The following is a 7,427-nucleotide window of genomic DNA, read 5'->3' on the forward strand; positions in this document are numbered from 1 at the left end:
CAGCGCGCTCGCGACGGTCCTGGACGGCCTCACCGCCGACGACCCGGCCGAGCGCCCGACCCACGACCGGGCCGCCGAGCTGTTCGAACGCGGCGCCCGACCCCGGTCCCCGGGCGGGGACCTCGGCCGCAACCGCTGGATCCTGCTGGGCGTGGCCGGGGTGCTGGCCGTGGTCGTCGTCGTGCTGCTCGTCCTCGCCGTCCTCTGAGCACACCCGGGGGCGGAAACCCGGCGGCGCCCGCGACGCGGCGGGGGGCAGGATGGGCCGGGTGAGCCGGAGCGTCGAACACCCCGCCGACCACCCCCGCGTCGCCGCCGTGAAGGAGGCGCTGCGCCGCGCCGGTGCCGACCCCGCGTCGATCGCGGGCCTGGTGCTGCTGCCCGACGCGGTGACCACCGCGGCCGCGGCGGCCGCCGCGCTGGAGGTGGAGGTCGGCCAGATCGCGAACTCACTGGTCTTCGACGCCGACGGCGCCCCGCTGCTCGTGCTCACCTCCGGGGCGCACCGGGTCGACACCGACAGGGTCGCCGCGCTGGTCGGCGCGGCGCGGGTCGGACGGGCGTCGGAGGAGTTCGTGCGCGAGACCACCGGGCAGGTCATCGGCGGGGTCGCACCCGTCGGGCACCCGGCGCCGGTCCGCACCCTGGTCGACGTCGCGCTGCGGGACTTCGACCGGGTCTGGGCGGCCGGCGGGGTGGCCCGCTCGGTGTTCCCGACGACCTTCGACGAGCTCGTCGCGGTCACCGGCGGGACGCCCGCCGAGGTCGCCTGAGCCGTATTCCCGCACCGGCGGTGATCCATCGCCGGGAAACGGACGGTCGCTGTGGTGATCGGTGAAACCTAGTGTGGGTGGCATGGCCGATACTCCCGCCGCACCCGTCCCGGCCGAGGCCGAACCGCCGGTCGGACTCCCGACCCCCGCACCCGCCGAACCGGTGCCCTCGGACTCGGCGTTCCGCCGGGCCCTGCGCCGGGTCCGGGACGGGTCCACCCTCGACGTCACCGAGGCCGCCGTCCTGCTCGCCGCCCGCGGCGAGCACCTCGACGAGCTGCTCGGCCACGCCGGCCGGGTCCGCGACGCCGGACTCGTCGAGGAGGGCCGCCCGGGCGTGGTCACCTACTCCCGCAACGTCTTCATCCCCCTGACCCGGCTCTGCCGCGACCGCTGCCACTACTGCACGTTCGCGACCGTCCCGCACAGGCTCGACGACATGTTCCTGGATCGCGACGAGGTCGTCGAGATCGCCCGCCAGGGCGCCGCGCAGGGCTGCAAGGAGGCCCTGTTCACCCTCGGCGACCGCCCCGAGGATCGCTGGCCGCAGGCCCGCGAGTGGCTCGAGGCGCGCGGCTACGACTCCACCCTGGACTACGTCCGGGCCTGCGCGATCGCCGTCCTGGAGGAGACCGGACTGCTGCCGCACCTCAACCCGGGCGTCATGAGCTGGGAGGAGCTGACCCGGCTCAAGCCGGTCGCGGCCAGCATGGGGATGATGCTGGAGACGACGTCGCAGCGGCTGTTCGAGAAGGGCGGCCCGCACTTCGGCAGCCCCGACAAGGAGCCCGCGGTCCGGCTGCGCGCCCTCACCGACGCCGGCCGCGTCGGCGTCCCGTTCACCACCGGCATCCTGATCGGCATCGGCGAGAACCGCACCGAGCGGGCCGAGTCGCTGTTCGCGATCCGCTCCGCCGCCCGCGCGCACGGGCACGTGCAGGAGGTGATCGTCCAGAACTTCCGGGCGAAGCCGGACACCGCGATGGCGAACGACCCGGACGCCGACCTGGAGGACCTGGCCGCCACCATCGCGGTCGCCCGGCTCGTGCTGGGTCCGAAGGTGCGGCTGCAGGCGCCGCCGAACCTCGTCGGCGACGAGCAGGCGCTGATGCTGCGCGCCGGGATCGACGACTGGGGCGGTGTCTCCCCGGTGACGGTGGACCACGTGTCCCCGGAGATGCCGTGGCCCGCCGTCGACGAGCTGGCCGCGATCACCGAGGCCGAGGGCTTCACGTTGCAGGAGCGGCTCACCGCCTACCCGAAGTACGTGCGGGCCGGGTCGCCGTGGATCGACGCGCGGCTGCACGGCCACGTCGCCGCGCTGTCCGGGCCGGACGGGCTCGCCCGGCCCGACGCCGTCGTGGAGGGGCGGGCGTGGCAGGAACCCGACGGCGGGTTCGCCTCGACCGGGCGCACCGATCTGAACTCCACGATCGACACGACCGGGCGCACCGAGGACCGGCGCAGCGACTTCGGCGACGTCTACGGCGACTGGGACGAGGTGGCCGCCGAGCTGGAGCACCAGCGCGCCGGGCACGGGGCGGCCCCCGAGCGGCTCGACTCCGACGTCCGGGCCGGGCTGGACCTGGCCGCGTCCGACCCGGCGGCGCTGCTCGACCCGGCGCACGCCGACGCCGCGATGGCCGTGCTGACCGCCGACGGGCCCGCGCTGCGCACGCTGCTCGACCTCGCCGACGACGTGCGCAGGCAGGTCACCGGGGACGACGTCACCTACGTGGTCAACCGGAACATCAACTTCTCGAACGTCTGCTACGTCGGCTGCCGGTTCTGCGCCTTCGCCCAGCGCGAGCGCGACGCCGACGCCTTCCGGCTGTCGCTCGACGAGGTCGCCCAGCGCGCCGCGGAGGCCGCCCGCGACGGTGCCACCGAGGTCTGTGTGCAGGGCGGCATCGACCCGCAGCTGCCGGTGTCGTTCTACGCCGACCTGGTCCGCGCGGTCACCGCGGCCGTGCCGGGGATGCACGTGCACGCGTTCTCCCCGATGGAGATCGTCTCCGCGGCGGCCAAGGCCGGGGTGTCGATCCGGGAGTGGCTGACCGAGCTGAAGGCCGCCGGGCTCGGCTCGATCCCGGGCACCGCCGCCGAGATCCTCGACGACGAGGTCCGCTGGGTGCTGACCAAGGGCAAGCTGCCGGCGTCGCAGTGGATCGAGGTCGTGTCGACCGCGCACGAGCTGGGGATCCCCAGCAGCTCGACGATGATGTACGGCCACGTCGACGAGCCCCGGCACTGGCTCGGGCACCTGCGCACACTGGCGTCGATCCAGGACCGCGCCAGAGGGATCGGCGCAGTTGGGTTCACCGAATTCGTTCCCCTGCCGTTCGTGCACCACAACGCCCCGATCTACCTGGCCGGGATCGCCCGGCCGGGACCGACGGAGCGCGACAACCGGGCGGTGCACGCGTTCGCGCGGCTCGCGCTGCACGGGCGGATCGACCACGTCCAGTGCTCCTGGGTCAAGCTCGGCGACGACCTCGCCGCGGACATCCTGGCCGGGGGCGCCGACGACATGGGCGGCACCCTGATGGAGGAGACGATCTCCCGGATGGCCGGCTCGGAGAACGGCTCCGAGCGCTCCGTCGCCGAGCTCACCGCGATCGCGGCGGCCGCCGGTCGCCCGGTCCGGCAGCGGACGACGACCTACCGCGGCGAGCCCCGCGTGCTCACCCCGGCGCCGGGTACCGGGCCGCGGACGCTGCCGTTGACCCCGGCCTGATCCCGGCCGGTCCCGCGTCGCCTCCGGGCCGCGCGGGACCGGCCCGGCCGCCGATCGGCCTACGGTGGCGGTATGGGTGTACTCGGAGAGATGTTCCCGCGGAAGCGGATGCACGAGGACTCGGACGCCGCGCAGGGCGGGCAGCAGTGGCGGCTCGGCCCGATCGACCTCGACAAGGGCGTGGTGACGGTCGAGCCGGCCCCGCGGCCCGAGGACCCCGAGCAGGGGAAGGGCCGGGAGAACGGATGACGTGCTGACCGGGACGACGCCCCGCGGCTGCCGCAGCCCCCTCACCGCGCTGTCGCAGGACGTCCGCCCCGGCCGGTGGACCGACCCCCCGATCCGGCCCACCCCGCCGCCGGCCGTGCCCGGAGGCGCGGCTTCGATCGGCAGAGTGAGGCCAACGGTACGATCTTGAGCAGTCCGGGGTCAAGGGAGGCGAGCGGGTGCGGCCGCAGGAGCTGGGCGCCGTGGGGCGCGGTCTCGGCCTGCTCGCCGACACCTGGACGCTGTTGATCCTGCAGCGCGCGTTCCTCGGCGTCAGCCGGTACGCGGGGTGGCGGGAGACCCTCAACATCTCCGACGCGACGCTGTCGGCGCGGCTGCGCGGTCTCGTCGACGCGGGTCTGCTCGAGCCCCGCAGCTACGCCGACGGTGGCCGCGAGCGCCGCGGCTACGCCCTCACCGAGCGCGGCGGCGACATCTGGAAGCTGCTGATCTGCACCTGGGACTGGGAGAAGACCTGGGTCCCGCGGGAGGTCCCGCTCCCCGAGATCGTGCACCGCGACTGCGGCCGCCCCACCCGGGTGCGGGTGTGCTGCGCGGCCTGCGGCGGCGCGGTCGGGCCGCGGGACACCGAGGTCGAGCGCGAGCCGTGGGCGCCGGGGCTGGACCGGCTGGCCCGCAGGCACCCGCGGCGCACCCGCGGCGCGCTGCCCGTCGACCCGCTCTCGTTCCTGCCCGGTGCGATGGAGATCATCGGCGACCGGTGGGGTGCCGCCGTCCTCGGCGCCGCGCTCACCGGGATCCGGGCGTTCAACTGCTTCGCCCTCGAGCTGGCGATCTCCCCGGAGGTGCTGTCGGACCGGCTGCGCCGCTTCGTCGCGCTCGGGGTGCTCAGCCGCAGCGGCGACGGCGAGTACCGCCTCACCGACAAGGGGCGGGCCAGCTTCCCGATCCACGCCTGCCTGGTCGAGTGGTCGCACCGCTGGTGCGGCGGGGACGGCGCCCCGATCGACCTCACGATCCGCCACCGGGCCTGCGGGCAGCCGCTCTGCGTGCGGCTGGACTGCGAGCAGTGCGGGCGGGCGTTCGCCCGTGACTCGGTGTCCCCGGTGCGCCCGAGATGACGGACGGTAGGGAACGATGGCGGGCATGAACGACGCCCACCGTCCCCGCGTCCTGTCCGGGATCCAGCCCACGGCCGACTCGTTCCACCTCGGCAACTACCTGGGTGCGCTGCGTCAGTGGGTGGCCCTGCAGGACGACCACGAGGCGTTCTACTGCGTCGTGGACCTGCACGCGATCACGGTGGAGCACGACCCGGCCGAGCTGGCCCGGCGTACCCGGGTCGCGGCCGCCCAGCTGCTCGGGCTGGGGCTCGACCCGGACCGCTGCACGCTGTTCGTGCAGTCGCACGTCCCGGAGCACGCGCGGCTGTCCTGGATCCTGGAGTGCATCACCGGCTTCGGCGAGGCCGGCCGGATGACCCAGTTCAAGGACAAGTCCGCCAAGCAGGGCACCGACCGGGCGACCGTCGGGCTGTTCACGTACCCGATCCTGCAGGCCGCGGACATCCTGCTCTACCAGGCCGACCGCGTCCCGGTCGGCGAGGACCAGCGCCAGCACCTGGAGCTGACCCGCAATCTCGCGCAGCGGTTCAACCACCGCTTCGGCGAGACGTTCCGGGTGCCCGAGCCGCACATCCCGCAGGCCACGGCGAAGATCTACGACCTGCAGGACCCGACGGCGAAGATGAGCAAGTCGGCGTCGTCGCCCAGCGGGATCGTGGAGCTCCTCGACCCGCCGCGGACCTCGGCCAAGAAGATCCGCTCCGCGGTGACCGACAACGAGCGCGAGATCCGCTTCGACCCGGAGAACAAGCCGGGCATCGCGAACCTGCTCACCATCAACGCGGCGATGACCGACCGGAAGGTCGCCGAGGTCGAGGCCGAGTACGTCGGCCGCGGCTACGGCGACCTGAAGAAGGACCTGGGCGAGATCGTCGCCGCGTTCGCGGAGCCGTTCGCGGAGAAGGTGAACGGCTACCTGGCCGATCCGGCCGAGCTCGACCGGGTGCTCGCGCGCGGTGCCACCCGTGCGCGTGAGGTCTCCGGCGCGACACTGGCCGCGGTTCACGAGAGGATCGGGTTCCTCCCGCCCGTCTGAGCGACGCTCGCCGGGGCGGGGAGCGAACCACCGAACCGGGGGAATGATGGCCGAGAACCGCGCCGCCACGATCGCGCACCGGCTGGAGACCGACGAGGAGGAGACCGAGACCTTCCTCGACCGCCAGCGGGAGAAGCATCCGTGGCTCGACCACCTGGTCCGGGCGGGGGAGCGCTACACCGAGAACCACGGCGACCACTACGCCGCGGCGATCACCTACTTCTCCATCCTGGCGCTGGTACCGCTGCTGATGGTCGGGTTCGCGGCGGCCGGGTTCGTGCTGCGCGGCAACCCGGAGCTTCTCGACTCCCTGCGCCAGGCGATCGAGTCGGCCGCGCCGGGCCAGATCGGCGAGCTGCTCGGCGGGATCGTGCAGACCGCGATCGACCGGGCCGGGGCGATCGGTCTGATCGGTCTGGTCGGCGCGCTCTACTCGGGCATCGGCTGGATGAGCAACCTGCGTGAGGCGCTGACCGAGCAGTGGGGCCAGCGGGACGATGCCCCACCGATGATCAAGCGACTGGCGTTCGACCTGCTCGCCCTGGTCGGGCTCGGGCTGGCCCTGGTGCTGTCGTTCGCGATCTCCTCGATCGGTGGCGCGGCGGGGAGGTTCCTGCTCGACCTGGTCGGCCTCGGCGAGGCGACGTGGGCACGCGTGCTGCTGAGCATCGCCTCGTTCCTGCTCGTGCTCGCCGGGAACTGGCTGGTGTTCCTGTGGGTGATCGCCCGGCTGCCGCGCGAGCCCGTGTCCCTGCGCAGCGCGGCCAGGGCCGCGCTGATCGGCGCGATCGGGTTCGCGATCCTGCAGCGGGTGATGGTGATCTACCTCGGCTCGGTCACGAACTCCGCGGCCGGTGCGGCTTTCGGCTCGATCCTCGGTCTGCTGGTCTTCATCTTCTTCACCTCGCGGTTCCTGCTGTTCGTGACGGCCTGGGCCGCCAGCGCCGAGGAGAACGACCTGGGCTACCGCGACCTGCCCGCCCCCGCGATCATCCGGCCGCAGTACGTCGTCCGGGACGGGCCGGGCGCGCTCGCGTCGGCGGGCCTGGTCACCGCGGGTCTGATCGGTGGGGCACTCGGCCTGCGGGCCCTGGGGCGCCGGCGGCGCTGACCCGCCGCGGCACGGTCCGCACACCGCGGGTCCACCCACCGGGGCTGCCGCGCTGCGGCGAGGTGCCGACGGCCCGTGGTCACCGGGGTGCCCCCGCCACGCCGTCCCGCCCCGATCTCGAAGGACGTGATCCCGACGAGTTCGCTCACCCGGTAAGCGAGACCGCAGGAGGGTGTGGACCCCGGCGCTCGGGCGCTCGGGTGAGTCGGCGCCGCACCGGCCGGGTCTCCGGTACCGGCCCCGACGAACTCGTTCGCCCGGTGAACGTTCCGCGGACCTGAGCTCCGGGGATGATCCTGACGAGTCCGCTTACCCGGTAAGCGAACTTCGCAGGAGGGTGCACCCGGCCCTCGGGCACCGGGGCGAGCCGGCGCCGACCCGGGCGGGTCCCGGGCGTCCGCGTGGTCCCGTCCGTGCC

7 protein-coding genes are annotated in these 7,427 nt (G+C 73.9%); all 7 read left to right on the plus strand.

Features of this window, described 5'->3' with window-relative positions; all coding sequences use genetic code 11:
- The coding region (locus GTW08_RS10575) for a hypothetical protein (RefSeq protein WP_161151834.1) at positions 1-208 on the plus strand (208 nt) is incomplete at its 5' end.
- 52 nt (positions 209-260) lie between these two features.
- Entirely contained in the window at positions 261-773 is a 513-nt protein-coding gene (locus GTW08_RS10580; protein WP_161151835.1) for a YbaK/EbsC family protein, read from the plus strand.
- A gap of 82 nt (positions 774-855) precedes the next feature.
- Positions 856-3,510, plus strand: coding sequence for a bifunctional FO biosynthesis protein CofGH (locus GTW08_RS10585; protein ID WP_202416971.1), 2,655 nt, complete (start codon positions 856-858; stop codon positions 3,508-3,510).
- A 72-nt stretch (positions 3,511-3,582) separates the two neighbouring features.
- Positions 3,583-3,759, plus strand: a complete 177-nt coding sequence (locus GTW08_RS10590) for a hypothetical protein (RefSeq protein WP_157818337.1) — start codon at positions 3,583-3,585, stop codon at positions 3,757-3,759.
- Positions 3,760-3,956: 197 nt separating this feature from the next.
- A complete protein-coding gene (locus GTW08_RS10595; RefSeq protein WP_100878702.1) occupies positions 3,957-4,859 on the plus strand; it encodes a winged helix-turn-helix transcriptional regulator in 903 nt (300 codons plus the stop codon).
- Positions 4,860-4,884: 25 nt separating this feature from the next.
- Positions 4,885-5,898, plus strand: a complete 1,014-nt coding sequence (gene trpS, locus GTW08_RS10600; protein ID WP_075310254.1) for a tryptophan--tRNA ligase — start codon at positions 4,885-4,887, stop codon at positions 5,896-5,898.
- 46 nt (positions 5,899-5,944) lie between these two features.
- Positions 5,945-7,009 carry an inner membrane protein YhjD gene (yhjD, locus tag GTW08_RS10605; RefSeq protein ID WP_073576847.1) on the plus strand — a complete coding sequence of 355 codons (1,065 nt, stop codon included), beginning with the start codon at positions 5,945-5,947 and terminating at the stop codon, positions 7,007-7,009.
- Positions 7,010-7,427: the final 418 nt, after the last annotated feature.

The sequence above is a fragment of the Pseudonocardia sp. SID8383 genome, assembly GCF_009864975.1.
GTDB lineage: Bacteria > Actinomycetota > Actinomycetes > Mycobacteriales > Pseudonocardiaceae > Pseudonocardia > Pseudonocardia alni.

Excerpts from the sequence above, each read along its gene's own strand:
- GTW08_RS10580 (WP_161151835.1), top strand. The coding sequence starts at position 261 with ATGGGCCGGGTGAGCCGGAGCGTCGAACACCCCGCCGACCACCCCCGC.
- GTW08_RS10585 (WP_202416971.1), top strand. The coding sequence starts at position 856 with ATGGCCGATACTCCCGCCGCACCCGTCCCGGCCGAGGCCGAACCGCCG.
- GTW08_RS10590 (WP_157818337.1), top strand. The coding sequence starts at position 3,583 with ATGGGTGTACTCGGAGAGATGTTCCCGCGGAAGCGGATGCACGAGGAC.
- trpS (WP_075310254.1), top strand. The coding sequence starts at position 4,885 with ATGAACGACGCCCACCGTCCCCGCGTCCTGTCCGGGATCCAGCCCACG.
- yhjD (WP_073576847.1), top strand. The coding sequence starts at position 5,945 with ATGGCCGAGAACCGCGCCGCCACGATCGCGCACCGGCTGGAGACCGAC.